This window comes from Bradyrhizobium viridifuturi, assembly GCF_001238275.1.
GTDB lineage: Bacteria > Pseudomonadota > Alphaproteobacteria > Rhizobiales > Xanthobacteraceae > Bradyrhizobium > Bradyrhizobium viridifuturi.
The window spans coordinates 75504-98707 of record NZ_LGTB01000014.1 but is presented as its reverse complement, the minus strand read 5'-3'; the positions used below and the strand labels follow the sequence as shown (position 1 = coordinate 98707).

General features: G+C 64.8%; 22 protein-coding genes and 2 pseudogenes. 8 read left to right on the top strand and 16 right to left on the bottom strand.

What is annotated here, in order from left to right; translation table 11 throughout:
• Window positions 1-60: 60 nt before the first annotated feature.
• The 7 genes from ALC15_RS14855 to urtA all read right to left on the bottom strand — a co-directional run bounded on the left by ALC15_RS14855 (window position 61) and on the right by urtA (window position 6688).
• Window positions 61-411 carry an FmdB family zinc ribbon protein gene (locus ALC15_RS14855; protein WP_050627942.1) on the bottom strand — a complete coding sequence of 117 codons (351 nt, stop codon included), beginning with the start codon at window positions 409-411 and terminating at the stop codon, window positions 61-63.
• An 87-nt stretch (window positions 412-498) separates the two neighbouring features.
• Complete coding sequence (gene fmdA / locus ALC15_RS14850) at window positions 499-1728, bottom strand: formamidase (RefSeq protein WP_050627864.1); 1230 nt, start codon at window positions 1726-1728, stop codon at window positions 499-501.
• A 31-nt stretch (window positions 1729-1759) separates the two neighbouring features.
• Window positions 1760-2449 carry an urea ABC transporter ATP-binding subunit UrtE gene (gene urtE / locus ALC15_RS14845; protein ID WP_050627863.1) on the bottom strand — a complete coding sequence of 230 codons (690 nt, stop codon included), beginning with the start codon at window positions 2447-2449 and terminating at the stop codon, window positions 1760-1762.
• Window positions 2450-2461: 12 nt separating this feature from the next.
• Window positions 2462-3217: an urea ABC transporter ATP-binding protein UrtD gene (gene urtD / locus ALC15_RS14840; RefSeq protein ID WP_024579726.1), complete on the bottom strand. Its 756-nt coding sequence runs from the start codon at window positions 3215-3217 to the stop codon at window positions 2462-2464.
• Between the two features lie 12 nt (window positions 3218-3229).
• Window positions 3230-4363, bottom strand: a complete 1134-nt coding sequence (urtC, locus tag ALC15_RS14835) for an urea ABC transporter permease subunit UrtC (RefSeq protein WP_050627862.1) — start codon at window positions 4361-4363, stop codon at window positions 3230-3232.
• Between the two features lie 17 nt (window positions 4364-4380).
• The gene (gene urtB, locus ALC15_RS14830; RefSeq protein WP_050627861.1) at window positions 4381-5307 is read right to left on the bottom strand and encodes an urea ABC transporter permease subunit UrtB; all 927 of its coding nucleotides are present in this window, start codon (window positions 5305-5307) and stop codon (window positions 4381-4383) included.
• Window positions 5308-5425: 118 nt separating this feature from the next.
• Window positions 5426-6688 carry an urea ABC transporter substrate-binding protein gene (urtA, locus tag ALC15_RS14825; RefSeq protein WP_050627860.1) on the bottom strand — a complete coding sequence of 421 codons (1263 nt, stop codon included), beginning with the start codon at window positions 6686-6688 and terminating at the stop codon, window positions 5426-5428.
• Window positions 6689-6857: 169 nt separating this feature from the next.
• On the opposite strand from urtA, the gene ALC15_RS14820 reads away from it, so the two are divergent.
• From ALC15_RS14820 to ALC15_RS14805, 4 genes are all read left to right on the top strand, one after another.
• Window positions 6858-10226, top strand: coding sequence for a hybrid sensor histidine kinase/response regulator (locus ALC15_RS14820; RefSeq protein WP_050627859.1), 3369 nt, complete (start codon window positions 6858-6860; stop codon window positions 10224-10226).
• Complete coding sequence (locus ALC15_RS14815; RefSeq protein ID WP_050627858.1) at window positions 10216-11142, top strand: response regulator; 927 nt, start codon at window positions 10216-10218, stop codon at window positions 11140-11142. Before ALC15_RS14820 ends, ALC15_RS14815 begins: the two co-directional genes overlap by 11 nt.
• A gap of 97 nt (window positions 11143-11239) precedes the next feature.
• On the top strand, window positions 11240-12118 hold the full coding sequence (locus ALC15_RS14810) for a LysR family transcriptional regulator (protein ID WP_050627857.1): 879 nt from the start codon (window positions 11240-11242) through the stop codon (window positions 12116-12118).
• 167 nt (window positions 12119-12285) lie between these two features.
• Complete coding sequence (locus tag ALC15_RS14805; protein ID WP_050627856.1) at window positions 12286-12960, top strand: peroxiredoxin-like family protein; 675 nt, start codon at window positions 12286-12288, stop codon at window positions 12958-12960.
• A gap of 79 nt (window positions 12961-13039) precedes the next feature.
• On the opposite strand, the gene ALC15_RS14800 is transcribed toward ALC15_RS14805, so the two are convergent.
• Window positions 13040-14002, bottom strand: coding sequence for an AraC family transcriptional regulator (locus tag ALC15_RS14800; protein ID WP_050627855.1), 963 nt, complete (start codon window positions 14000-14002; stop codon window positions 13040-13042).
• Window positions 14003-14132: 130 nt separating this feature from the next.
• Between ALC15_RS14800 and ALC15_RS14795 the strand changes: the two genes are divergently transcribed.
• From ALC15_RS14795 to ALC15_RS14785, 3 genes are all read left to right on the top strand, one after another.
• On the top strand, window positions 14133-14669 hold the full coding sequence (locus ALC15_RS14795) for a carboxymuconolactone decarboxylase family protein (protein WP_050627854.1): 537 nt from the start codon (window positions 14133-14135) through the stop codon (window positions 14667-14669).
• Window positions 14670-14701: 32 nt separating this feature from the next.
• On the top strand, window positions 14702-15205 hold the full coding sequence (locus ALC15_RS14790) for a YkgB family protein (RefSeq protein ID WP_050627941.1): 504 nt from the start codon (window positions 14702-14704) through the stop codon (window positions 15203-15205).
• A 365-nt stretch (window positions 15206-15570) separates the two neighbouring features.
• Window positions 15571-15762, top strand: coding sequence for a hypothetical protein (locus ALC15_RS14785; RefSeq protein ID WP_050627853.1), 192 nt, complete (start codon window positions 15571-15573; stop codon window positions 15760-15762).
• Window positions 15763-15890: 128 nt separating this feature from the next.
• Here ALC15_RS14785 and cobF read toward each other — a convergent pair whose 3' ends face one another.
• The 6 genes and pseudogenes from cobF to ALC15_RS14755 form a co-directional block, all read right to left on the bottom strand.
• Window positions 15891-16640 carry a precorrin-6A synthase (deacetylating) gene (gene cobF, locus ALC15_RS14780; protein ID WP_050627940.1) on the bottom strand — a complete coding sequence of 250 codons (750 nt, stop codon included), beginning with the start codon at window positions 16638-16640 and terminating at the stop codon, window positions 15891-15893.
• Window positions 16641-16647: 7 nt separating this feature from the next.
• On the bottom strand, window positions 16648-17376 hold the full coding sequence (gene cobA / locus ALC15_RS14775; protein ID WP_050627852.1) for a uroporphyrinogen-III C-methyltransferase: 729 nt from the start codon (window positions 17374-17376) through the stop codon (window positions 16648-16650).
• Window positions 17373-18682: pseudogene (locus ALC15_RS14770) on the bottom strand (cobyrinic acid a,c-diamide synthase CobB). The gene cobA and the pseudogene ALC15_RS14770 overlap by 4 nt, the downstream one beginning before the upstream one ends.
• Window positions 18679-19476 (bottom strand): precorrin-4 C(11)-methyltransferase, encoded by a 798-nt coding sequence (gene cobM, locus ALC15_RS14765; protein ID WP_050627851.1) that lies wholly within the window; start codon window positions 19474-19476, stop codon window positions 18679-18681. The pseudogene ALC15_RS14770 and the gene cobM overlap by 4 nt, the downstream one beginning before the upstream one ends.
• Window positions 19473-19841 carry a cobalamin biosynthesis protein gene (locus ALC15_RS14760; RefSeq protein ID WP_050627939.1) on the bottom strand — a complete coding sequence of 123 codons (369 nt, stop codon included), beginning with the start codon at window positions 19839-19841 and terminating at the stop codon, window positions 19473-19475. Before ALC15_RS14760 ends, cobM begins: the two co-directional genes overlap by 4 nt.
• Window positions 19838-21019 (bottom strand): bifunctional cobalt-precorrin-7 (C(5))-methyltransferase/cobalt-precorrin-6B (C(15))-methyltransferase, encoded by a 1182-nt coding sequence (locus ALC15_RS14755; RefSeq protein WP_050627850.1) that lies wholly within the window; start codon window positions 21017-21019, stop codon window positions 19838-19840. The genes ALC15_RS14760 and ALC15_RS14755 overlap by 4 nt, the downstream gene beginning before the upstream one ends.
• Here ALC15_RS14755 and ALC15_RS14750 point away from each other — a divergent pair.
• Window positions 21018-21766: pseudogene (locus tag ALC15_RS14750) on the top strand (cobalt-precorrin-6A reductase). The gene ALC15_RS14755 and the pseudogene ALC15_RS14750 overlap by 2 nt on opposite strands.
• Here the strand turns inward: ALC15_RS14750 and cobJ are convergent.
• Together cobJ and ALC15_RS14740 are read right to left on the bottom strand one after the other, a co-directional pair.
• Window positions 21742-22476, bottom strand: a complete 735-nt coding sequence (gene cobJ / locus ALC15_RS14745; protein WP_050627849.1) for a precorrin-3B C(17)-methyltransferase — start codon at window positions 22474-22476, stop codon at window positions 21742-21744. The pseudogene ALC15_RS14750 and the gene cobJ overlap by 25 nt on opposite strands.
• Window positions 22473-23204 carry a precorrin-2 C(20)-methyltransferase gene (locus tag ALC15_RS14740; protein ID WP_050627848.1) on the bottom strand — a complete coding sequence of 244 codons (732 nt, stop codon included), beginning with the start codon at window positions 23202-23204 and terminating at the stop codon, window positions 22473-22475. Before ALC15_RS14740 ends, cobJ begins: the two co-directional genes overlap by 4 nt.

Genomic DNA, 23204 nt, shown 5'->3' with positions numbered 1-23204 from the left:
GCTCTGGTTTTCGACGCGTTTGCCTGACGCGAACCGGTATCCACTTCGCTCGAAAACGCTCTAGTGGCTGATCATCCAGGGACGCGCGGTCGGAAAGCCCTTGGCGCCGCTCTTGGTCTTGGTCATCAGCCGCGCCGGCTTCTTCTTTCCCGACGACGAGCAGCAACCGCAGCCCGGGCCATGCGCCGCTTTGTACTGGTCGAGCGTCTTCGGCGCGTGCCGGCTCTGCTCGTTGGTCGCGTGCGCCTTGCGCTTGTCCGACGGCATGCAGAAGAACGCCGGTGCGGTCAGGATCACCCGCGGTGAGGTCGTCTCGCATTGCGGGCAATCCTGCGGCAGGTCGCATTCCGCCATCGGCCGCATATCGGTGAACGGCCCGCAGTCGTTGCAGAGATATTCGTAGATCGGCATCGTCATATCCTTGCGCAGTCGTGTGACATCCGGCGATGGATGCGGGGCGGCCAATACGTAGCCGTCCCGCACCCTTCGCGCAGGGATTCACTTGTCGGGTGAGATCGGCATCTGCACGTCGCCCTTGATGTGCTTGATCGGTCCTGCCGACGACGGCATGATGTCGAAATCGAAGATCTCCGTCGGTAGCCATAGCGTTGCGCAGGCGTTGGGCACGTCGACCACGCCGGAGATGTGGCCCTGGCACGGCGCGGTACCGAGGATCGAGTAGGCCTGGGCGCCGGAGTAGCCGAACTTCTTCAGATATTCGATCGCGTTCAGGCAGGCCTGGCGATAGGCGATGTGAACGTCGAGATAGTGTTGCTTGCCCGCCTCGTCGACCGAGATGCCTTCGAAGATCAGATAGTCCTTGTAGTTCGGCGTGATCGGCGACGGCTTGAACACCGGGTTCTTGATGCCGTATTTCGAGACGCCATCCTTGATCAGATCGACCTTGATGTGCAGCCAGCCGGCCATTTCGATGGCGCCGCAGAAGGTGATCTCGCCGTCGCCCTGGCTGAAATGCAGGTCGCCCATCGAGAGGCCGCCGCCGGGCACATAGACCGGGAAATAGATCTTCGAGCCGCGCGACAGGTCCTTGATGTCGCAATTGCCGCCATGCTCGCGCGGCGGCACGGTGCGTGCGCCCTCCAGCCCGATCTTGGCCTTGACGTCGCCCTTGGCCTGTCCGGCATGCGCGGTCGGCGCGAACGGCGGATTGGCGAGGCCCGGCACCCGGGTCGGATTGGTCGCGATCAGCTCGGCTTCGCGCGCATTCCACGCCGCCAGCATCTTGGCATCGGGCAGACAGCCGATCAGGCCGGGGTGGATCAGGCCGGCGAAGTTGACGCCGGGGACGTGACGCGACGAGGTGTAGAGGCCCTTGATGTCCCAGATCGACTTCTGCGCCAGCGGGAAATGGTCGGTGAGGAAGCCGCCGCCATTCTGCTTGGAGAAGAAGCCGTTGAAGCCCCACAGGCTCTCCTTCAACGGACCGACATCGAGCAAGTCGACGACCAGGAGATCGCCGGGCTCGGCGCCCTTGACCCCGATCGGGCCGGACAGGAAGTGCACGATCGACAGATCGATATCGCGCACGTCATCGGCGGAGTCGTTGTTCTTGATGAAGCCGCCGGTCCAGTCGACGGTCTCGATGATGAAGTCGTCGCCGGGGCTGACCCACTCGACGATCGGAACCTCGGGATGCCAGCGGTTGTGAATCTTGTCGTTCTCATAGGCCGACTTGCTGAGATCGACCTTGATCAGTGTATCTGGCATCGCATTGCTCCCCTTCGTTTACTGGTGGTGGTTACACAGACAGATATTTCGAGATCTGCGCGGCATCGACGCTGTCGCGCGGATCGTCGCGGACGATCTCGCCGTTCTCGATGACGAGCACGCGGTCGGCGATGTCGAGCGCGAAGCTCAGGACCTGCTCGGAGACGACGATCGACAGCCCCCGCTCGTCGCGGATGCGTTTCAAGGTGCGCGCCATGTCCTTGATGATCGACGGCTGGATGCCCTCGGTCGGCTCGTCGAGCAGCAGCACCTTCGGCTTGGTCGCCAGCGCGCGGGCGATCGCGAGCTGCTGCTGCTGCCCGCCGGAGAGATTGCCGCCGCGGCGGCCCTTCATCTCGAGCAGCACCGGAAACAGCTCGTAGATATCGCCGGGCACCTCGGAACCGCCTGAGACCACGAGTCCAGTCTCGATGTTCTCCTTCACCGTCATGGTGGAGAAGATCATGCGGCCCTGCGGCACGTAAGCCAGCCCCTTCGCGACCCGCTCGTAGCTCTTCATCGCGCCGAGCTCGGTGCCGTCCATGGTCACCTTGCCGCTCTTGGCCGGCAGGATGCCCATCAGCGACTTCATCAGCGTGGTCTTGCCCATGCCGTTGCGGCCCATGATCGCGACGATCTCGTTCGACGCGACCTTGACGTTGAGGCCATGCAGCACCTCGCTCTGGCCATAGGCGACGTGAAGATCATTGATTGCCAGCATCGACGCCGCTCCTTAATGGCCGAGGTAAACTTCGATGACCTTGGGATCGTTCTTGACGTGCTCCATGGTCCCCTCGGACAGGATCTGCCCCTGGTGCAGCACCGTGACCTTGTGGGCGATGTCCTCGACGAACTTCATGTCGTGCTCGATCACCAACACCGAGCGGTCTTTGATGATGCGGTTGAGCAGTTCGGCGGTCTTGGCACGCTCGGAGACGCTCATGCCGGCGACCGGCTCGTCGAGCATCAGGAGGTCCGGGTCCTGGATCAGCAACATCCCGATCTCGAGCCACTGCTTCTGGCCATGGCTGAGCTGGTCGGCATAGGTGTTGAGCCGGTCCTTCAGGAAGATCATCTCGGCGACCTCCTCGACCCGTTGCTTGACGGTATCGTCGCGCTGGAAGGTCAGCGAGCCGAACACGGTGCGGCCACGCGGGAAGGAGATCTCGAGGTTCTCGAACACGGTCAGATCCTCGAACACCGACGGCGTCTGGAACTTGCGCCCCACGCCCGCCTGCACGATCTCGTTCTCGCGCAGCTTGGTCAGCTCCTGGCCGCGGAACTGGATCGAGCCGGATGTCGCGCGGGTCTTGCCGCAGATCAAATCGAGCACCGTGGTCTTGCCGGCGCCGTTCGGGCCGATGATGACGCGGATCTCGTTCTCCTCGACATAGAAAGAGAGATCGTTCACCGCCTTGAAGCCGTCAAAGGACACGGTGAGACCGGAGACCGCGAGCAGGAAGTCTTTTGGCTGATGGCCGACGAGCATGATGATCCCTCCTCACTCGGCCGGTGCGCCGTCGGCGATCAGGCCGGCCGCCGATTTCGATTTGCGTGATGCCAGCAGGCGATCGATGCGGGGCTGAATATGATCCGCCCAGATGCCGGACAGCCCGTTCGGGAACGCCAGCACGACCGCGATGAACAGCGCGCCGAGACCGAACAGCCAGAGCTGCGGGAAGGATTCCGAGAGGCTGGTCTTGGCGAAATTGACCAGCAGCGCACCCCACACCGCGCCGAAGATCGACATCCGGCCGCCGACCGCGGTGTAGATCACCATCTCGATCGACGGCACGATGCCGACGAAGGACGGCGACATGAAGCCGACCTCGAGTGTGAACATGGCGCCGCCGATCGCAGCGAACACCGCCGCGGCACAGAACGCGAAGATCTTGAAGTTGGCGACGCTGTAACCGGAGAAGCGCACGCGATCCTCCTGCTCCCGCATTGCCACCAGGATGCGCCCGAGTTTTGTCAGCCGGATGAATTGCGCGGCGACGATGCATCCGAACAGCAGCACAACCTCGACGAAATACAGAATGAACTTGGCGTGATCAGTGCGGATGTCCCAGCCGTGCAGCGTGCGCAAATCGGTGATGCCGTTGATGCCGCCGGTGTAGCCCTGCTGCCCCACGATCAGGATGGTGAGGATCGCGGCGATCGCCTGCGTGATGATCGCAAAGTACACGCCGCCGACCCGGCGCTTGAACATCGCGGCGCCGATGATCAGCGCGAAGAACGCGGGAACCACCAGGATCGCCAACAGCGTGACCGGGAAGCTGTGGAATGGCTTCCAGAAGAAGGGCAACGAGGTGAGCTGGTTCCAGTCCATGAAGTCCGGAATGCCCGGCGTCGACTGGATCTTGGTGTTCGCGACCGAGGATGCCTCGAGCTTGAGGTACATCGCCATGCAGTAGCCGCCGAGGCCGAAGAACACGCCCTGCCCCAGGCTCAGGATGCCGCCATAGCCCCAGCACAGCACGAGGCCGATGCCGACGAAGGCGTAGGTCAGATATTTGGCGACCAGGTTGAGGCGGAAAATATCCAGCGACAGCGGCAGGATCAGAAACAGCAGCACCGCGAGCGCAAGGAAGCCGAGCAGTTCGGAGCGATTGAAAAAGCGCGAGTTGATCATGACCAGCCTGCTTGTTCTTATTTGCGGACCTTGAGCGCGAAGAGGCCCTGCGGACGCACCATCAGGATCGCGACGATCGTGAGCAGCGTGATCACCTTGGCCATCGATCCCGACAGGAAGAATTCCAGCGTCGACTGGGTCTGCGAGATCGAGAAGGCGGAGGCGATGGTGCCGAACAGCGAGGCGGCGCCGCCGAACACCACGACCAGGAAGGTGTCGACGATGTAGAGCTGGCCGGCGGTCGGCCCGGTCGAGCCGATCATGGTGAAGGCCGAGCCGGCGATCCCTGCGATGCCGCAACCGAGACCGAAGGTGTAACGGTCGACCTTCTCGGTGTTGATGCCGACGGCGCCCGCCATGACGCGGTTCTGCACCACGGCACGCACCTGCTTGCCCCAGCTCGACCAGAACAGGATGTAGAAGACGACGATCGTGATCAGGATCGTCAGCCCCATCACGAACATGCCGTTGATCGGGATCTGGATCGAGTCGGTCGCCTGCCAGGAGCCCATCATCCATTCCGGCAGCTCGACGCCGACCTCACGTGCGCCGAAGATCGAGCGATAGGCTTGCTGCAGGATCAGGCTGAGGCCCCAGGTCGCGAGCAGCGTATCGAGCGGCCGTTTGTAGAGATGGCGTATCAGCACCCATTCGACCAGCATGCCGAGCGCGCCGGAGGCGATGAACGCCAGGATCATCGCGATGAAGAAGTAACCGGGGAACAGCCAGGGCGCGACGTGCTGCACGGCGTTCGACGTCATCCAGGTGACGTAGGCACCGAGGATCATGAACTCGCCATGCGCCATGTTGATGACGCCCATCTGGCCGAAGATGATGGCAAGCCCGAGCGCCATCAGCACGTAGACGGAGAACAGGATGAGCCCGGCAAATCCCTGCATCGCGAGGATGGCACCGAGGTCGCTGATCGAATAGTCGCCGAACATCTGGTTCTCCAGTCCAAGGGGCCAGCGCCGCGACACAGCGGCGTCCGATCGGCGGCGTGGGCGGTGACGTCCACGCCGCGATGCGTTTGAAGTGAGGTTGCGCGTTACGCGAAAGAACTCACTGGTAGCCCTTGGGGAACGGATTCGGCTCGACCAGATCGGCGGTCTCGTAGATCAGCTCATACTGGCCGTCAGCCTTGGCGCGTCCGACGCGGGTCTTCGACCAGAGGTGATGGTTCTCGTGGATCCGCACATAGCCTTCCGGCGCGCCCTTGAACTCGACGCCGGGGGAAGCCGCCGCGATCTTGTCGATGTCGAAGCTCTGCGCCTTCTCCACCGTCAATTTCCACAGCCACGGGCCGAGATAGGCAGCCTGGGTGACGTCTCCGATCACGGTCTTCTCGCCCCACATCTTCTTGAACGCAGGCACGAAGGCCTTGTTGTTCGGATTATCGAGCGACTGGAAGTACTTCATGCAGGCATAGGCGCCCGCGATGTTCTCGCCGCCGATGCCGTCGATCTCGTCTTCGGTGACCGAGATGGTCAGCAGCGTCTGCTTCGACAGGTCGATGCCGGCCGCCTTGAGCTGCTTGTAGAACGCGACGTTCGAGCCGCCGACGATGATCGCGTAGATCACGTCGGGCTTGGTCAGCTTGATCTTGTTGATGACCGAGTTGAACTGGGTCGAGCCGAGCGGGAAGTATTCCTCGCCGACCACCTTGCAGCCCTGCAGATGGTTCTCGATGTGCTTGCGCGCGATCTTGTTCGAGGTGCGCGGCCAGATGTAGTCGGAGCCGAGCAGATAGAAGCTCTTGGCGCCCTTGGTCTTGTTGACCCAATCGAGGCCGGCGATGATCTGCTGGGTCGCCTCCTGGCCAGTGTAGATCACGTTCTTGGACTGCTCGAGGCCTTCATAGAAGGTCGGGTAGTACAGCATGCCGTTGTACTGCTCGAACACCGGCAGCACCGCCTTGCGTGAGGCCGAGGTCCAGCAGCCCATCACCGCGGCGCATTTGTCGTTGACCAGCAGCTTTTTCGCCTTTTCCGCGAAGGTCGGCCAGTCGCTGGCGCCGTCCTCCTGGATGAACTTGATCTTGCGGCCGAGCACGCCGCCGGCGGCATTGATCTGCTCGATCGCGAGCTTCTCGGCCTCGACCGAACCGGTCTCGGAGATCGCCATGGTGCCGGTGACGGAGTGCAGGATGCCGACCGTGACTTCGCTATCGGTGACTGCAAGACCGGTGGTGTTGACCGCGGAAGTTGCAGGAACGTCGGCAAAGGCGGGCCGGCCCAGCATCGACATGGCCGGCAATGCCGCCATTCCCATCAAGAGCTTACGGCGGAGCGGCGACGGCAGTCCTGGTTTTGTTTCGTCTGACATGAGCACCCCATCTGGTTCAAGAACGCTTATTGATGGGGCGAGGATTGCTCACTTTTGTGCAGCGCACTGATACGTGAGATCGCGTATACTGCACCGCAAAATAGCGACGTAGGTTTTTGGTATGGGATTTGCCCGCGATCAGCGCATCGTGGACCAGGAGTTAGAACGAGTGGCAGGGCGGCAGCGGATAGACCGCGTCAGGCGCCAATATAATCAATGGGTCGCCAACCAGACGCTGGAAGACTACGCGCTGCGCTTCACCGCCAAGAGCGCACGGCGCTGGTCTGCCGCCCGCGTCGCCAACACCGCGCTCGGCGCGATCTCCTTCCTGGCGCTGGAGGCGATCGGCGGCACCATTACCCTCAACTATGGGGCAATGAACGCTTCGGCCGCGATCCTGGTCGTCAGCGTCATCATCTTTCTGTGCGGGCTGCCGATCGCCTACCATGCCGCAAAGAGCGGCATCGACATCGACCTACTGACCCGTGGCGCCGGCTTCGGCTATATCGGCTCGACCATCACCTCGCTGATCTACGCCTCCTTCACCTTCATCTTCTTCGCGATCGAGGCGGTGATCCTCGCCAGCGCGCTCGACATGTGCTTCGGCATCCCGCGGCCGATCGGCTATCTGATCAGCGCAGTCGTGATCATTCCGCTGGTCATCTACGGCATCACGCTGATCAGCCGGTTCCAGCTCTGGACCCAGCCGTTGTGGATCGTCCTCCACATCATGCCGTTCGCGGCGATCGCCTGGGCCAATCCGCATTCCTTCACCGAGTGGCGGAAATTCGCCGGCGAGCACGGCGATCCCGCTGGCAATCTCGACCTCCTGCTGTTCGGCACCGCGGCCTCGGTCGTGTTCGCGCTGGTGGCGCAGATCGGCGAGCAGGTCGACTTCCTGCGCTTCCTGCCGCGCGACCGCCGCACCTCGCGCAAGGCGTGGTGGATCGCGTTGCTCTCTGCCGGCCCCGGCTGGATCGTGCTCGGCGCGCTCAAGCTGCTGGCCGGCTCGTTCCTGGCCTTCTTCGCGCTCAGCCACGGCGTCTCGGCAGAGCACGCGGCCGAACCTGCCAACATGTATCTCGAAGCCTTCCGCTATGTGCTGTCGCAGCCTGACCTCGCGATGGCGCTGACCGGCACATTCGTGATCCTGTCGCAGGTCAAGATCAACGTCACCAACGCCTATGCCGGCTCGATCGCCTGGTCGAACTTCTTCTCCCGCCTCACCCACTCGCATCCCGGCCGCGTGGTGTGGCTGGTGTTCAACGTCGTGGTCGCGCTGCTCTTGATGGAGATCGGCGTCTACAAAGCGCTGGAGCAGACGCTGGCGCTCTACTCCAACGTCGCGATTGCCTGGGTCGGCGCACTGGTGGCCGATCTCGTCGTCAACAAGCCGCTCGGCCTGCGGCCGCAGCACATCGAGTTCAAGCGCGCCCATCTCTGCGACATCAATCCGGTCGGCGTCGGCGCCATGACGATCGCAACGGTGGTCTCGATCAGCGCGTTCTACGGCCTGTTCGGCCCGACCGCCAAGGCACTGTCCGCCTTCGTCGCGCTCGCGGTCGCCTTCATCGCGGCCCCCCTGATTGCCTGGGCGACGGACGGCAAGTACTACATCGCGCGCAAGCCGAAGCGGAGCTGGCAGAACATTGAATCGATCCAGTGCTGCATCTGTGAGCATGCGTTCGAGCCCGAGGACATGGCCGCCTGCCCGGCCTATGCCGGCCCGATCTGCTCCTTGTGCTGCTCGCTCGACGCGCGCTGCCACGACCTCTGCAAGCCGCATGGGCGGATCGGCGCACAGGTCTCGGAAGCCCTGGGCAAGGTGATGCCGCAGCCGATCTACGCCCGCATCAACTCGCAGCTCGGCCATTACCTCGGCGTGTTCGCGGTCTCGGCCGGCCTCGTGGCGCTGGTGCTCGGCCTGATCTATCTGCAGACCACGGCAGCCGTGCATGCCAACGAATTGTTGGCCGATGTGCTGTGGAAAGTGTTCTTTGCGCTGACCCTGATCATCGGTGTCGTTGCGTGGCTGTTCGTGCTGGCGCAGCAGAGCCGGCGCGCCGCCGAGGAAGAGACGCGGCGGCAGACCACACTGTTGATCCAGGAGATCGACGCCCACAAGCGCACCGACGCCGAGCTGCAGCGCGCCAAGGAGGTCGCTGAATCGGCCAACCTCGCCAAGAGCCGCTACGTGGTCGGCCTCAGCCACGAGCTCCGCTCGCCGCTCAACGCGATCTCCGGCTACGCGCAGCTGTTGGAACAGGATGACAGTCTCCACATACGACCGCGCGAGCAAGTGCGCGTGGTCCGCCGCAGCGCCGATCATCTGTCGGGGCTGATCGACGGCATTCTCGATATCTCCAAGATCGAGGCCGGCCGGCTCTATCTGTCGCGCGACGAGGTGCGGCTGAACGATTTCCTCGAACAGCTGGTCGGAATGTTCCGCCTGCAGGCCGCAGCCAAGGGCATCGACTTCGTGTTCAAGCGGCCTGCCGTGCTGCCGGTCGTGGTCTACGCCGACGAGAAGCGGCTGCGGCAGATCCTGATCAACCTGCTCTCGAATGCGATCAAGTTCACGCAATCCGGTCAGGTGCAGTTCGTGGTGCATTACCGCAGCCCGGTCGCGGAGTTCGAGGTGATCGATACCGGGCCGGGCATCCAGCCCGACGACCTCGAGCGGATCTTCGCGCCGTTCGAGCGCGGCGCGCTTGGCGTCACCCAGCCGCAGACCGGCACCGGGCTTGGCCTCACCATCAGCCGCCTGCTCGCCGGCGTGATGGGCGGCGACATCAAGGTCTCGAGCACGGTCGGCACCGGCAGCACCTTCAAGGTCAAGCTGCTGCTGTCAGAAGTGACCAATCCGCGCCGCGATGCGCCGGTCGACGCTCCCGTGTACGGCTATCACGGCCCGCGCAAGACCATCCTGATCACCGACGATGACCCGACTCATCGCGACCTGTTGCGCGAGATCCTGGCACCGCTCGGCTTCATCCTGCTCAGCGCGCCGGATGGACCGGGCTGCCTTGCGCTGGCGCAACACTGCCGGCCGGACATGTTCCTGCTCGACATCTCGATGGCGGGCATGGACGGCTGGACGGTCGCCGAGACCTTGCGCTCCGAAGGCCATCACCAGGCGCGCATCCTGATGATCTCGGCAAGCGCGCTGGAGGCCCATGGCGCGCCGCTGGCGCAGCCCTTCCACGACGGCTACTTGATGAAGCCGATCGACATCCCGCGGCTGCTCGAGACCATCCGCCAATTGCTCAAGATCGAGTGGCAGTATGAGGCCGAGCCGGCGCCGCCTCCGCAATGGAAGCCGGATAGCGGTTCGCGTCCGCCCGTGAACCATGTCGAGGAGCTGATCAGCCTCGGCCAGCTCGGCTATATCAGAGCGATTCAGCTCAAGCTCGACGAGATCGGCAATGAGCATCCCGAACATGCCGATTTCGTCGGCCAGATGCGCACGCTGATCGACCGGTTCGATCTCGATCAATATATGGCGACGTTGAAGACATTGCACAGCTATGACCATTGAACAAAGAAAGCGCGACGTCGCGCTCGTCGTCGACGACTCGCCGGAGACGTTGCGGCTGCTGACCGACGCGCTCGACGGCGCCGGCATGACCGTGATGGTCGCGCTCGACGGCGCCTCCGCGATGCGTATCGTCGACCAGATCACCCCTGATATCGTGCTGCTCGATGCCGTGATGCCCGGCATGGACGGGTTCGAGACCTGCCGGCGGCTGAAGCGCGATGCCGGGCTCGACGGCGTCCCGATCATCTTCATGACGGGCCTCGCCGAAACCGAGCACATCGTGCGTGGACTGGAGGCCGGCGGCGTCGACTATGTCACCAAGCCGATCGTGATCGAGGAGATGCTTGCCCGCATTCGGGTCCATCTCGCCAATGCCCGGATGACACAGAGCGCCCGCGCCGCGCTCGATGTCTCCGGCCGCTATTTGCTCGCGGTCAACAGGTCAGGCGCGCTGCTATGGGCGACGCCGCAGGCCCAGAAACTGCTGTCCGATACGCTCGCCGACGCCGACGATGATTTCGTCTTGCCGGATCCAATGCCGCAATGGCTCGAACAGGCACAGAAGGGCATGGCAGGAAAGAAGACCGCGACCGTGGCGTCATTCCCCGGCAATGAGCAGCTTCGGCTGCAATATATGGGCAAGCTCGGTCCGAACGAGTTTCTGCTGCGGCTGGCAAAAGACACCAGCGGCGACATGCCCGCGGAATTCTCCAGCGAGCTCGGCCTCACCACCCGCGAGGGCGAGGTGCTATCCTGGCTCGCCAAGGGCAAGACCAACCGCGATATTGCGCAGATCCTGGGCCTCAGCCCACGCACCGTCGACAAGCATCTCGAGCAGATCTACGCCAAGCTCGGCGTCGAGAACCGCACCGCCGCCGCTGCGATCGCGGTCAACGCAAGGCATCGCAAATCGTAGCCTGCCCGCCCCTGCCGCCTGCGCGTGCCTGGAAATGGCCATTCGCTCCGAACCGTGACAGGATGGGCCGTATTGCTCATTCCTGCGGAGAATAGCCATGGATCGCCTGGCGGCGATGGAGACGTTCGTGCGGGTGGTCGAGACCGGCTCGTTCTCCGGCGCGGCGCGGCAGCTTCGGATCGGCCAGCCGGCGGTCTCGAAGTCCGTCGCACAGCTTGAGGAATTTCTCGGGGTCAAGCTGCTGACGCGCTCGACCCGCGGCCTCGCTCCGACCGAAGCGGGGCTCGGCTACCTCGAGCGCGCCAGGCGCGCGCTTGAAGAGGCGGCCGAGGCCGAGATCGCCGCGCGCGGCGCCGGAGCCGGCCTCAAGGGACGATTGCGGATCTGCGCCGCCGTCACCTTCGCCCGCATCCATCTCATTCCGATGCTGCCGAGATTCCTCGCGCAGAACCCGGAACTTGAGCTTGAGGTCGTGCTCGACGACCGCCAGATCGATCTGGTGCAGGAGGGCATCGACGTCGCCCTGCGGATGGGAAAGATGACGGATTCGACGCTAACCGCGCGCCGGGTCGCAAGATGCAAGCGCCTCGTGCTGGGCACGCCGGCCTATTTCGAGCGCTCCGGCACACCGTCCACGCCGGGCGAACTGAGCCGGCACCAGGCCGTCGTCTATCTGCGCGAGGGCAGCGTGTGGTCCTTTCAACGCGAGAGCACCGAACTCGCCGTCACTGTGCGGAGCCGGCTGCGGGTAAGCGCCGCCGAAGGCGTTCGGGCTGCAGTGCTGTCCGATGCCGGGCTCGCAATCGCCTCAGAATGGATGTTCACCCCCGAGCTCAAATCGGGCGCCGTGCGAGCCGTCCTGCCGGAGTGGAGCCTCCCCGCGCTAGATCTCTGGGCCGTGCTTCCGACCGGCCGCGCCGCGACCGCCAAGGCCCGTGCATTCGTGAACTTCTTCGAGCGGAGCTTCAATGCGTGACGCGTCATCCGGCGGGTGAAACAATCAGCGTACTTATTCCGAGCAGGAATAAGTATTAGGCCGGCGGCAGCGCTACCCCGCACAGCCGTTTTCCCTAGCTTCCCAGGTGTGAGTCCAACCAACAGACGGCGCCGCCGTCCTCCACCCTGAAATCAAGGGAGATCGCTATGTCGCTTCAAGCCAGGCTCGACGCTTTCAAGGCGGACTTCGAGGCCGGAAAACCGCCCTACAACGTTCCGCGCACTGTCATCGACATCATGCACCGCGCCACCGCGGATCTGATCGCATCCGGCGCCGCCCAGCGCGCCAGGAAGGCCGGCGATGTCTCCCCCGCCTTCGCGCTCCGGGATCCCGACGGCAACATCGTCAGCTCGGTCGACCTGCTGAAGCGCGGCCCGCTGGTGCTCAGCTTCTACCGCGGCGTCTGGTGCCCGTATTGCAACATGGAGTTGCAGGCACTGGAAGCCGCCAAACCGGAATTCGACAAATACGGCGCTTCGCTGGTCGCGATCTCGCCGCAGACCGCGCCGAACAGCCGAAAGTCAGTGCGCCAGAACAGACTCTCCTTCCCTATCCTGTCCGACGTGAAGGGACAGGTCGGCGACGCCTTCGGACTGCGCTTCCACCTGCCCGACTATCTGGTCGAGCTCTACAAGCAGCTGAAGAACGATCTGCCGACCTTCAATGACGATCCGAGCTGGACGTTGCCGATGCCGGCCCGCTACGTCATCGGACAGGACGGCCTGATCCTCTACTCGCAGGTGAACCCCGACTATACCCGCCGCCCGGAGCCGGAAGACATGATCGCGGTTCTGCAGCAGGCGGCCGCCGTGAAGGCATGACAGCGCACAACGCGGCCTGTGGCGGCAAGCCACCGGCCGCCTGCCCGTCGCGGGTCAGACTTCCAGGGCGCGCGACGGATCATCCCGTGCGGCGCCCCTCGTCACCGCCACCCGGCTCGGACGATTGCGCCTTTCGCCACTGCGCCGGCGTCACGCCCATATGGCTCTTGAAGGCGCGCTGAAAGGCGGCCTCGGATTGGTAGCCGGCCATTTCCGCGACCGCGCCGGTCGAAAGCGATGAACTCCTCAATTCGTTCGCCGCCAGCGTCATCCTGATATCGGTGAGCAGATCGCTGGCAGATCGTCCGAGCTTGTCCTGGAACTGTCGTGCAAGCGTGGCGCGCGACATGTTGCATAGCCGCGCCAGTTCCGGTAGCGACCATGCGCGTGCCGGATCATTGAACATGGCGGCAACCGCGGGCGCGATGCGAGGATCGCCGACCAGCGCAAGAAGACCACGTGGCGCGGCCCCCGTTTCGCTCGCAAGCCGCAGCGCAAGCGCAAACATCGCCGTCGACAGTGCGTTCAGCATGGCGCGGCCGCCGAGATGATCGTCGGCGGTTTCGCTGCGCATCAGGGCCACGAGGCCGGCGAGCTGTGCGGCCGTCCCCTTTCCGATCCGCGGGCCGGCATGCACGACAAGACGCGGCGGAAGATAGCTGCGCAACAGACGGTCGTGCGGAGGTGCAATCGCGAAGTGTCCGCACAGCAGGTCGAGCCGTTCGTCCGACCCCAGGTTTTCGCTGATCGTGAAATTCTGCGCCGCCCGGTTGCGCGGCGGCAGCGGCGCCGCTCCGCTGCCGTCATGCATCACGTGTCGCGGGTTGCCCGGTAGCAGAAGGATGTCGCCGGTTTTCAGCAGCAGCGGCTGACCGCCTGCGGGATCGTCCAGGATCGCCGAGCCGGCCAGCACCGCATGATAGGGGATCTCGTTGGTCACACCCGGGCCCTGCTCGATGCGCCAGGGCACGCTGTAACTGCAGCGAATATCGAGCCGCCCGCGCACCGGCATCATCTCGAACAGCCGGCTGAGCCAATCCATCGCCAATCCCCTCGAGGCAGTTCATGAGATGATTGAGCATATAATCGAGCTATATGAACATTCAATGTCTCAAACCTCGATCCTATTGTCACTCCGCAATCGTTCATCAACCCCAGCAAGGAGTGCCACCATGTCTCGTCTTTCGGTCCCCAATCTTGAAACCGACACCGGCCCGTCCGGCCAGATCTACGCCCAGATCAAGAGGGCGGTCGGCAGCGTGCCGAATGCCTATACGGCGATCGCCGCCCACAGCCCGGCCGCGCTCAAGGCGATGGTCACCGCCGATGCAGTGCTCGCCGGCGGCAGCTTGCCCAAGCGTGATCAGGAGATCATCAAGACCGTGGTCAGTGCCGTCGGCGGCTGCGATTACTGTGTCGCCGCGCATTCGCACTTCGCCAAGCTCGCCGGCGTGAAGGCCGATGCGCTGAAGCAGATCCGCGACGGCGAGCCGACCGGTGATGCCAAGTACGATGTGCTGATCGATTTCGTTCGCAAGCTCGCGCGGTCGAGCGGCACCGTCAGCGACGAGGACTTCGCCGCGATCAAGGCTGCCGGCTACAGCGATGCGCAGCTGGTCGAGATCAGCCTGGCGTTTGCGACCATCGTCTTCACCAACGTCTTCAACCGCATCAACGACACCGACATCGACTTCCCCGCCGTTGCATGACGCGGCCGAAGTCAATCGAAAGGATCGCGATCATGACTACGCTTTCCAGCACCCAGCAAGGTCCACTTGTCCGCGCCCTCTACCGATCCGGCCTGCTCGCGGAGGATCTCGACTATCACGTTGTCCGGGCCTCGATGGTCATCATGTTCCTGTTCTTCGGGTACCAGAAATGGTTCCCCTACGAATTCGAACGGCTGGTCCCGTTTATCAGCAACGGGCCGCTGATCTGGTGGCTATATCCAGTCTTCGGTCACGCCGGCGCCAGCTATTTCCTCGGCGCCTCGGAATGGACGTTCGGCTCGCTGCTTCTGGCAGGCTTCTGGGACAAGCGGCTCGGCATCCTCGGCGCGCTCGGCTCGACCGGTACGTTCATCGCGACGGTCACCATCATCCCGTTCATGCCCGATGGCTGGGACGTTGCCGCCGGAGGCTTCCCCGCGATGACCGGCAACGTGCCTTTCCTGATGAAGGACGTCGTTCTGCTCGCGGTCTCGCTCTATTTGCTGAGGCAGGACGTGGTTCGCCTGACGCGGTAATAGGTGGCATCCGCCGATGGCGATGGATCGCCGGCGAACCCTGCGTTCGCCGGCGATCGCGCGTTGTCGGGCGTTGAGCGGACGCAACATCTGCCTCGAGCGCTGCAACATGGCAGCCATTATCGCCGCGCAAATCGATTTCCCTATCGCTCTTTAAGGCCGCACCGTAACCCGTTGCCGAGTTTGCGGAATGCGCTGAAATTGGCCAACTGTAAAGCGCGACCGGCTGCGCGGCGTTCCGCTCGACGCGGACGAATGTTTTATTCCCATGCAGGAAATGATCCGTAGTTCTCCGCCCGTGAACATAGTTCCGCCGCGCAGTCTGCGCTAAAGAAGGACCGCCGGTGTTGTTCTGGGGTGAGTTGATGAAGAAGGACGACGTCACGTGTCCGCGCTGCGGGGCCGGATTCCGACGGCTTGAGCTGGCATCCGGCTCAGCAAGCCAGGGTGAGTATCGCTGCCCGGTCTGCGAGACGACACTCGAGCAGTTCGGTGGTGACAAGCTCGTCGCCTACCGCCTGACCATCCAACCCTCGATTCGCGGCTTGAAGACCTAAAGCGCGATGAGATTAGGTTGAATCGTCATCGCGCCTTAGCCTTTTATTTGCGTATGATCCTTTCGGAAAACCGCTTCGCACTTTTCCGGATCATGCTCTAGCAGCGCCCGCTGCAGGCAATCTCTCGATCACGAACTCCGCTTCAGGACGTAGCAGTCCATGATCCAGCCATGCTGTTCGCGCGCATCCCGACGCACGGCGACGATGCGGGGGCCGACCTCCGCGAGCTCCCCCGCCAGGATGATCTGATCGGGCATGCCGAGATAGGCGCCCCACCAGATCCTCAGGCCCTCAGGATCGAGCGTCTGGAAGGCGGCGCCGCCGTCGAGCATCACAACGATGGTATCGACACCAGCCGGCCAGCCGCCCTCGCGCAGCCGCCGGCCCGTCGTGACAAGGAAGGGCTCGCCGATCTCGTTGAGCGGCAGCGCATGCGCCGCGCACAGCGCCTGGATCGACGTGATGCCTGGGATCACGTCGATCGACGGCAGCGGATCGAGCCGTTGCGCAATCCGCAGGCTGGAGTCGTAGAGCGAGGGATCGCCCCAGATCAGCAAAGCGACGCGGCCCTCGCGGCCGAGATGGCGCGCGATTTGCTCCGACCAGCTCGCGGCGACCGCATCGTGCCAATCGTCCACGCCCTTGCGATAGTCCTCCTCGCCGGCGTCACGCACCGGCAGGTCGAACTCGGCAATGCGCGTACGGTCGTTGTTCAGCGCCTCTGCGCAGATCGTTCGGCGCAATTCGGCGAGGTCCGACTTCGCGCTCCCCTTGCGCGGGATCAGGATCAAGTCGGCGGCATTGATCGCGGCCGTTGCAGCGAGGGTGAGCTGCCGGGGGTCGCCACAACCGATACCGATCAGGGACAGCGTCAACATGGCCGCATCAACCTTGATCCGGCGCCAGCGCACCGAACAGAATAATCGAAGCTGTCGTGGCAGCGCCCGCGTGCGCGAGTTGTTCGGCCAGCCCTGCGATCGTGGTCCGATGAAGCTGCTCGTCGGCGTGGCCGAGCGACTCCGCGAGCAGTGCGGGCGTCTCGGGCGAAAGGCCGTACGCGATCAGCTTCGCGGCCAGGGCCGGAAAGGTGCGTCGGCCCATATAGACGACCGTGGTTGCTTCGGGATCGGCCAGCGCCGCCCAGTTCAAATCCGCCGGCAATTCGCCGGTGACATCGGCGCCGGTCACGAACTGGACCCGGCGCGAGGTCAGCCGCCGCGTCAGCGGAATGCGGGCCTGCGCTGCGGCAACCGAGGCCGAGGTCACGCCGGGGATGATCTCGTAGCCGATGCCGGCATTGCGCAGCGCCTCGATCTCCTCCTCGAGGCGGCCGAAAATGCCGGCATCGCCGGATTTCAGCCGCACCACGCGCACGCTCGCCGCCGCGTAGTCGACCAGCAGCCGGCTGACGTGATGCTGTTTCGCCGAGAGGCGGCCGGCGCGTTTGCCGACCGCGACGAGATTGGCGCCGGAGCGCGCGAGATCGAGGATCGCGCCCGCGGCAAGATCGTCATAGAGCACCACGTCGGCCTCGCGCAGCCGCGCCGCTCCCTTGATGGTCAGGAGCTCGGGATCGCCGGGGCCGGCGGAAACGAAGGAGACGAAGCCGCTCATCGGTCCTCCGCAATCAGATGGAAGAAGGTGCCCGTCGCGTTGCTCCGCCGCGATCCGGTTTCCGCGACGATCGCGCCGGTCGCATCGCGCACCACCGCAAGCGGCGTGTCGGGCTGCGCGACGATGGTCGAGTAGTGAAACTCGTGGCCGCGCAGCCGCACGCCTGGACGGTGCCCGGGCATGGGTGCGGCAAGTTCGGCGAGCCGATAGCCAGATGCATGCGACGCTTGGCGTAGCTCGTCTCGAGGCCGAGCAGGCCGGCCATCTCATGGTGCACGCCGTCGGCATCGGTGAGCGCGGCGCCCAGCACCATGTAGCCGCCGCACTCGCCATGCACCGGTCTTGTCTCGGCGAAGGTGCGCAATCCGCCAATAAATCTCCTGTTGGCGGCAAGCCGGCCGGCATGCAGTTCAGGGTAGCCACCGGGCAGCCAGCACACATCGGCGTCCGCATCGGGGCCTTGATCGGCAAGCGGCGAGAACGTCACGATCTCGGCGCCGGCGGCGCGCCATGCTTCCAGCATGTGCGGGTAGACGAAAGAGAACGCAGCGTCGCGCGCGAGCGCGATGCGCTGGCCAGGCGGTGTGATGTCCAGGCTGCGCGCGGCTGGTTGCGGCGACCAGACCTGGGCCGCTTGCAACACGGCATCGAGATCGACATGCCCAGTGACGAAGCGTGCGGCCTCGCTGATCAGGCCATCGATCTCGGCCTGCTCTTCGGCCTGCACCAGGCCGAGATGGCGCTTCGGCAAGGCGATCTCGGCGTGGCGCGGCAGCGCGCCCAGCACGGCAATGCCCGCCCCCGCCATGGCATCGCGTACCAGCGCTTCATGACGCGCGCTGGCGACACGGTTGAGAACGACACCCGCCAGCCGCACGCCGGCGCGAAAATCGCGCAGCCCCGCCGCGATCGCCGCCGCCGTCTGGGCCTGGCCCGAGGGATCGATCACCAGCAGCACCGGCCATCCCGTCATCTCGGCAATGTCGGCCGTGGCCCCGGTCCCCGAGACGCCGCGCGCGGCGACGCCGTCGAACAACCCCATCGAGCCTTCGGCCAGCACGAGATCGGCATCCGCACCGCGGCTTGCCAGATGAGCGATCGCATCTGACGCCATCGCCCAGCTATCGACGTTGACAGAGGCGCGTCCGGTCGCGACGGCATGGAACGCCGGATCGATGTAGTCGGGCCCGCTCTTGAGGCATTGCACTTTGAGCCCGCGATTGCGGTAAGCGCGCGCCAAGGCCAGGGTCAACGTCGTCTTGCCGACGCCAGATGCCGATGCGGAGATCACAAGCCCCGCGGTCATTGCGATGATTCCGGCGCTGATTCCGGAAAGCGTGGTGCTTCGCCCACCGGGCGGTAGCGGCGGTCATAATCGGCCGCATACAGGCGGCTTTCGGCGAACTCATCCGCGCCGAGGGTCTTGCCGACCAGGATCAGCGCGGTGCGTTCGAGCTCGGGGCCAAGCGCGGCTTCGAGCGTCGCAAGCGTGGCGCGCACGATACGCTGGTCCGGCCAGCTCGCGCGCCACACGATCGCCACCGGGCAGTCCGCGCCATAATGCGGCGTGAGCTCGGTCACGACCTTGTCGAGCAGATGGATCGACAGATGGATCGCGAGCACCGCGCCGGTCGTGGCGAACGCCGCCAGCGTCTCGCCATCCGGCATCGCACTCGCCCGGCCCGGCGTGCGCGTCAGCACCACCGATTGCGCAAGGCCGGGCAGCGTGAGCTCGGCCTCAAGTGCCGCAGCGGCCGCCGAGAACGCCGGCACGCCGGGCGTCACCGAATACGGAATCTGCAGCGCGCGCAGCCGGCGCAGCTGTTCCCCCATCGCCGACCAGATCGATAGATCACCCGAGTGCAGCCGCGCGACGTCCTTGCCCTCTGCATGCGCCGCGGCAATCTCGGCGATGATCTCGTCGAGCGACATCGATGCCGTGTTGACGATGCGCGCGTCTTTCGGGCAATGCGCCAGCACGCCTGGAGGCACCAGCGATCCGGCATAGAGACATACCGGGCACGAGGCGATGAGATCGCGCCCGCGCAAGGTCAGGAGATCGGCGGCGCCCGGTCCTGCGCCGATGAAATGCACCGTCATTCACCGTCTCCTTCCGCAATCGCCGCGGTCGCCATTCGATCCCGCGAAACAGCCCTCGCCGAGATCAGCCGCGCACCACGTCCTGCCGCGGCGATCGCCGCGGCTTCTGCGACCGAGCCTGTGCCAAATGCGGCACGGATCAGCTCGGATTGCGTCACGGTTTCGATCTCGGTCAACACCTCGACGGGGATGCTTCGGATCGACAGCCCGAGTTGCTGCGCCAGAACTCTCAACGCCGGCGCATCCGCCTTGTCACTCAGCGTTGCTAGCGCAGCAAGGCCTTCAGGACCGCCGGCCGCGTCGAGCGCTTCACGCAAGGACGCAACACCGGCTTCGCGCCTAAATCCCAGACCCGCGACCCTCATCTGATCACGCTCCATTGCACGATCGGCCGCGCGGCCTTCCAGGCGCGATAGCGGCCGAGCGGCTCGGCTTGCGCGATCTCGACGCGCATCAGTTCACCGCCATGCCGCTGATTCAGGTCTGATAGCAGCGCCTCGGTTTCCAGGGTCACCGCGTGCGCGACCAGCCGCGTTCCCGGCGCGATCCGCGACCAGATCGCATCGAACATATCGGCATCGAGGCCGCCGCCGATGAACACGGCATCGGGGGCCGCGAGCTCCGGCAGAATGCCGGGCACCTCACCCTCGACGATCGTGATCCGGTGCGTCAAGCCGAAGCTCGCGGCATTGCTGCGGATGTTTGTGGCGCGTTCGCCGCGCACCTCGACGGCAACGGCCGTCCCGCCGCAGAGCGCCCATTCGATCGAGATCGAGCCCGAACCGGCGCCGATATCCCACAGGCGCTCACCGGGCCGCGGCGCAAGCGCCGACAGCGCAAGCGCGCGGACCGGCCGCTTTGTCAGCTGGCCGTCATGCATGAATAATGCATCGGGAAGACCGGAGCTGCGCGCGAGCCCTTGCGTTCCCCGCACCTCCAGCGCAACTGCGACCAGGCTGTCGCCTGAATCTCCTGCATAGGAGTCGGCGCGATGCTGCGCAATGGACTCCCGCGGTCCGCCGAGCGCGGACAACGTCCACATCGCTGACGCCCCCCAGCCATGCTCCGTGAGCCAGCGCGCGAGATCGGCGGCCGCCTTGCCATCGCGCACCAGACAGATGATCCGCGCATCGCGCGAAAGATGCGGCACCAGCCGTTCAAACGGTGCGGCATGAAGGCCAAGGCAGACGACATTCTCGAGCCGCCAGCCCAGGCGTGCCGCCACAAGCGAGAACGCCGACGGCGCGGAATGTGCGACCCACTCGCCAGCCTGCAATTTCTCGACAAGGCTTCCGCCGGCGCCATGCCAGAACGGATCGCCGGAGGCGAGCACGACAGTCGTACGGCCGCGGCAACCGAGCACGATGTCCACGTCGAACGGCACCGGCCAGGCGCGGCCACGATCGGTAATGCCCGCCAGCGCAAGGTGCCGTTCGCCGCCGAAAACTGTTTCGGCGTTATCAAGCGCCTTTCGGCTTGCGTCCGACAGCCCCGCAAGGCCATCTTCGCCGATACCGATGATGGTCAACCAGGGATTACCCATGACGCGCGCCCTGATCCTGGGCGGAACGGCCGACGCCAATTTGCTCGCCGCTGCGATCGCGCGCGCGGGCATTGACGCAGTCTATTCCTATGGCGGCCGCACCCATGCGCCGGCCGCGCAGCCCTTGCCGACCCGGATCGGCGGCTTCGGCGGCATCAGTGGTCTTGCCGGCTATCTGCGGAGCCAAGGCATCTCGCATGTGATCGACGCGACACATCCCTTCGCGGCCGACATGAGCCGCAACGCGATCGCCGCCTGTGCGCAAACCGCAACGCCGTTGCTCGCGCTCGAACGCGCGCCGTGGGAGAAAACCTCCGGCGATCATTGGATCGAAGTCGCTGACGTCGCAGCCGCGGCCGCGACCTTGCCGGAGCGCCGTACCAATGTGTTCCTCGCGATCGGCCGCCAGCACATCGCGCCGTTCGGCGCCCTGCCGCAGCATGCCTATACGTTGCGCTTCGTGGACCCACCAGGTGAAACGCTGCCACTGCCCGGTGCGGACGTCATCGTCTCGCGCGGACCATTCACGCTCGAGGCCGAGATCGAGATGATGCGCGCGCGCAATATCGAATGGATCGTCGCCCGCAATTCCGGTGGAACCGCGCTCGCGCCAAGATCGACGCCGCCCGCGCCCTCGGTCTTCCCGTCATCATGATCACGCGGCCGCTGCTGCCCGAACGGCCGCAGGTGCAAAGCGTCGAAGCCGTGATGCGATGGCTCGGTCATCGGACCTGTCTCGGCGCATAGACCCAGCGGCCGACGCGCCGCGTCGCCGAATTGCCGACGATCACGAGTGTCCGCATGTCGGCCATCTCGGGCCGCGCATCGCACAACTCGACCGCTTCGATCCGCTGGTCTGATGTCGAGACGGCGCGCGCGAAAATTACAATGCGTTTGCCGCAACCAGCTTCGTTCAAGATCTCGAGCGTTCGCGCAAAACCTTCCGGCCGGCTCGCCGAGCGCGGATTGTACATCGCGATGGCAAAATCGGCTTCGGCGGCGAGCCGCAGACGCTTCTCGATTAGCGACCATGGCTTGAGATTGTCGGAGAGGTTGATCGCGCAGAAATCGTGGCCGAGCGGCGCGCCGGCACTCGCCGCTGCCGCCAGCATCGCCGTGACGCCGGGCAGCACGCGGATCGGCAGCTCGTGCCATTGCGGTGCATCCTCCAGCGCCTCGAACACGGCGGATGCCATCGCGAACACGCCGGGGTCGCCTGAGGACACCACGACGACGTGATGTCCCGCGGCCGCAAGCCGCAGCGCCTCGCCGGCGCGCTGCAATTCCACACGATTGTCGGACGGATGCAGCGTCAGGCCGGCGCGCGGCGGCACGCGCGAAACATAGGGTGCATAACCGATGATGTCGGTCGCCGCCGCGAGCGCAGCGGAGACTTCCGGCGTGATCAGCGCCTCATCGCCCGGCCCCAATCCCGCGATGGTCAGCGTGCCGCTCATTGCACCGCCTCCCTGCGTCGCCCCTGCCCGTGCACCAGCACGATCGCGAAGTACGGACAGTCGGCCTCACCGATATCAGCGAGCCGGGCGATCCGCTGATCCGGCATGGTGCCGCGCTCGACCAGCCACGCGTCGTCGAGACGGCCGGCGGACACGAGCGCGCGGCGGATCTTCGGAAGATTGCGGCCGGTCTTCATCACGACCAGCGCGTCGGAACTGCGCATCCGCTGCGCGAGCTCCGCCTCCGGCAGCGTGCCCATCAAAACCGTGGTCACGTCGTCGGCCAGCGCAATGGGCTGGCCGACCGCATTCCAGCAGCCGACCATGCCGGGAATGCCGGCAATCACCTCGATCTCGGCACGGCCCTGCAGCCGCGAATAGAGATGCATGAACGAGCCATAGAAATAGGGATCGCCCTCGCACAGCACGACCACGTCGATCTCGCGCGCAAGCCGCGCCAGCCGCTCGGCCCATGCATCGTAGAATTCGACCAGCAGGCGCGCATATTCAGGATTGTCGAACGCGATCTCCGTGGTGACCGGATATTCCATCGCATACTCGTTGACGTCAGCGGCAAGCAAGCCTTCCACGATGCGGCGTGCCTGCCCGAGTTGCCCCTTCTTGCGGAAATAGGCGACATGCCTTGCCGAGCGCACGATGCGATCGGCACGCACGCTCATCAGGTCCGGATCGCCGGGGCCGAGCCCGCAGCAAATGATGCGTCCCAT